Here is a 3,442-nt window from a genome sequence, read left to right on the forward strand (position 1 = left end):
AATGATATAATACTTGGAAAAGTCACATTATATAATTTTTCATTATTTGACGCCTTGTATATATTGCATTAAAAATGAATGTATAAACGGTCCAAGAATTGCTGCTGCGAGTATCATAAAATGTACTAGTCTGTTCCCCATATTAAGATCTTTACGCAAATCCTTTACTTCATTTTCAATCTTATTAGTAAGTTCACTTTTAACACTATCTATCTTGGTGTCTAAACTATCTATCTTAATAGTTAAATTCTTCTCTACGAAATCTATTTTAGCATTTAAAGCCTTTTCTACATTGTCTATTTTAGCATTTAAAGCCTTTTCTACATTGTCTATTTTAGTATCTAAACTAGATATATCTTTTTGTAAACTTTTTTCTACACCATCTATTTTAGTATTTAAATTCTTCTCTACATTATCTATCTTGGTGTCTAAATTAGCCATGTCTTTTCGTAAATTCTTCTCTACATCAATCAATTTTTCTTTTAAAAATTCAAAGTTGTAATTATCATTATGAAGAAAAACAAAATCTATTGCCTCCGCGCTAAAACCCATATTTAAAAATTCATTTTTAATACTTTCTATGTTATATGTTCTGTACGCTAAACTGTTCATAAAATCCCTTTATTATCCTTTTAATTGCTTATACTTCTTTAAAAGCTTATTAATCAAATCTTTTTGGGTTTCAAAAATCTCATGCATCATAAAACTTGTGAATTTAGCATTTTTTTTATAAAAATCGTAACTCTCTTGAGTTTTAAGTTGGAATCTTAAGGGTTTTATTGGATTTTGTTTAGATTTTTTTAAAACATCCGGTGATTTTCTTAAAAATGCAATTGTTTTTGTCACACCATTCTCTATTACATAAGCTTCTTCTAATACACCATCTTGAATTGCATTTGCTATTTTTAAATAATCATATGCTTGACTCCTTGCTAAGTGATAATCCTTAATAAAATCTTCAAATGTCCTGTATCCATCTAATTTATAATATTCGTTATCTTTTATCTCTTTTAATACTTTGATAACTTCCATCTTGTAATAAATTTCTTGTTGAAAACTAGATTTTAATCTTTGCTTTAAATTTTTGTAGCGCTCTTCCCTTTCATTTAACACTTCTAGATTTCTTTTATTTACTACTATATCCATGTATAAACTCCTTTTATTTAAAATAATAACCATATCCATCTAATTGGACATGGTTATTATTTTAAACTTGCTTAATATATTTTTATACTCTAGCATATAATCTCTATTTAAGTTAAATAAATCGTCTTTTGCTATCTTTTTATTTAAATCTTCTCTTTCCGAAACTAACCCTAAAAAATTTTTATTATCTTTTAGAGAATTAAACAACGCTTTATGAGTATTGTTTTTTCTAAATCTGGTTATTATTAAGAAAATTGGAATATCAATAGCTAAATCACTAATTGAAAACTTTAAAAGTTCTAAACTCTCAACTGCCCATTTCTCTGCTGTTATTGGAACTACAATATAATTGCTACATACTAATGCATTAGTCAGTGTATAATCTAGACTAGGATTTGTGTCGATTATTATGTAATCATAATGGGATTGCAAATTTAATAGCTGTTTCTGTAGCTTAATTTCCTTAAATGTTATAGCCTCTTTATTAAATTTGTGTAAACTTAGATAACTAGGTATCAAGTCTAGGTTCTTATTGATATTTACAAATGAATTGTCAATTAATATATTGCCTTTCAAAATCTCATATATATTTTTTTCAAGTAAATTGAATTCACTTTCTACTATTTTTCTATAAAAATAACTAGTAACTGATGCTTGAGTATCCATATCAATTAAAAGAACTTTACAATCATTGGCCAAAAGCGTTGCAAATATAATTGCGCTCGTACTTTTACCAACACCGCCTTTAATTGACGCAATTGTTATTATTTTAGGTTTTTTATTATCCATTTTATTAGTGGTCCTTTTTCCGTATATTTTTTCCCATATTAAATCTTCATACAACCTTTTTACTAAATTCTTCTATCGTTAAAGAATTTCTTATTATCTCTAATAAATCATTATAATACGTGTTAAATACTTTATTGTATTCTAATTTCTTTTTACTACTTAAATAGGCTTTTACAATTGGTTTTAGTACTTCAATATTTGTCGTATTGTTTAGCCGCTCAATAAGTATATTGAAAGTGTTTATCTTCAAATTCTCATAATTTTTTGAAGAATTTTCTTTTTTTATCTCAATTATTTTTTCTAATTTGAGAGTTATTTTGCTTAAATCGTTATATTTTTGATTTTCAATAATAAAGTGCGGCTTATTTTTGTAGTTTTCATATATTTTTTTAAATTCTGTTTCCAATTGTTTTGGATTATATCCGTTTTTTTCCAATTTTTTTTGATTATTGTTTAAAATTTCTTTTAATTTGTTTTGCTTTTCTTTGAAAGAAATTTTGTTAAAATATATATTTTTACTTTTTGTTGTTTTAATTTCAAATCTTTTTAAAGCTTTAATTAGTTCAATTTTTTTATCTTTACTAATATCTAATTTTAATAAAATTAGAAGAAATTCTTTATTTTTAAAGTTACATTTATTGTAATAGTTTATTACTTGAAAATTTTCTATCTGCTTATTTCTTTCTTCTTTTATATTATTTTTATTACTTAAACACTCCCCCAAATTTACACTCCCCCCTAAAGGAGATTTTTCTTTAAGGCCTATTTCAACCCTTTTTTGAAACCTTGATTGTTTTTTATCTTCAAAGAATTTATTAATTTTAAAGTAACACTCTTTTTTTGGAAAATTAAGTTGATAGTATATTTCAGTCCCAAAATTCACCCCTAAGTGTTTGTGATAATTGGTTGTAACTTTAAATTGTTTTTCTAATTCATAAAGATAATTCTGCAGTGTTTTTAGTTTAACGGGCGCCAGACCATTTCGTTTTAGATTTTCATTAAAGTAATAGAGTATGTTGCTTTGGGTATATTTTGGATGTTTTTTGTTTACATATTCTAGTGTTGAGATAAGAACTATTAATTTGTATTGGTGTTTATTATAGCAATTTGGACTTTTTGGGTTATTTGGAAAACCTTTCATATTTTTTCTCCTTATATTTGAAAGTAGTGATAATTAATATTATAATGCATAATTTTGAATTAAAAGTAAATACTTTTCTAAAAAACATTAAATTTAATTATTAATTTTGTTAATTAAATGCACTTTTTGTAATTTAAAGAAAATAAATTGATTTTAATTTTAAATTGGGCTACACTACAAATAGTGTAGTTATTTGAACATTTTCAGTTTGACTACCTTATATTTGAAATTTGCAAGAAAATAAGAATACGGTGGGAACTTAACGAGATTCTTTGTAAAGAGAGTTTGGTTAAGTCCCACTTTTTTTGCAAAAATTTTTGTAAAAAATTTGATAAAAATAGTTTTTGCTATATAATTATTATTACT

At 24.4% G+C, this 3,442-nt stretch carries 4 protein-coding genes; all 4 read right to left on the minus strand.

The features are described 5' to 3' along the window. Positions 1-42 precede the first annotated feature (42 nt). Genes bdr through BLO14_RS05605 form a run of 4 tightly spaced genes read right to left on the minus strand, consistent with a single transcriptional unit; the run spans position 43 to position 3,076 of the window. Entirely contained in the window at positions 43-612 is a 570-nt protein-coding gene (bdr, locus tag BLO14_RS05590) for a Bdr family repetitive protein (RefSeq protein WP_091973899.1), read from the minus strand. A 12-nt stretch (positions 613-624) separates the two neighbouring features. After that, a complete protein-coding gene (locus BLO14_RS05595; RefSeq protein ID WP_200780528.1) occupies positions 625-1,146 on the minus strand; it encodes a chromosome replication/partitioning protein in 522 nt (173 codons plus the stop codon). A gap of 39 nt (positions 1,147-1,185) precedes the next feature. Continuing rightward, complete coding sequence (locus tag BLO14_RS05600; protein WP_091973908.1) at positions 1,186-1,935, minus strand: ParA family protein; 750 nt, start codon at positions 1,933-1,935, stop codon at positions 1,186-1,188. Positions 1,936-1,981: 46 nt separating this feature from the next. After that, positions 1,982-3,076, minus strand: a complete 1,095-nt coding sequence (locus BLO14_RS05605; protein WP_091973902.1) for a plasmid maintenance protein — start codon at positions 3,074-3,076, stop codon at positions 1,982-1,984. Between the last annotated feature and the right edge of the window lie 366 nt (positions 3,077-3,442).

This window comes from Borreliella japonica (genome assembly GCF_900099615.1).
Taxonomy (GTDB): domain Bacteria; phylum Spirochaetota; class Spirochaetia; order Borreliales; family Borreliaceae; genus Borreliella; species Borreliella japonica.

Excerpts from the sequence above, each read along its gene's own strand:
- bdr (WP_091973899.1), bottom strand. The coding sequence starts at position 612 with ATGAACAGTTTAGCGTACAGAACATATAACATAGAAAGTATTAAAAAT.
- BLO14_RS05595 (WP_200780528.1), bottom strand. The coding sequence starts at position 1,146 with ATGGATATAGTAGTAAATAAAAGAAATCTAGAAGTGTTAAATGAAAGG.
- BLO14_RS05600 (WP_091973908.1), bottom strand. The coding sequence starts at position 1,935 with ATGGATAATAAAAAACCTAAAATAATAACAATTGCGTCAATTAAAGGC.
- BLO14_RS05605 (WP_091973902.1), bottom strand. The coding sequence starts at position 3,076 with ATGAAAGGTTTTCCAAATAACCCAAAAAGTCCAAATTGCTATAATAAA.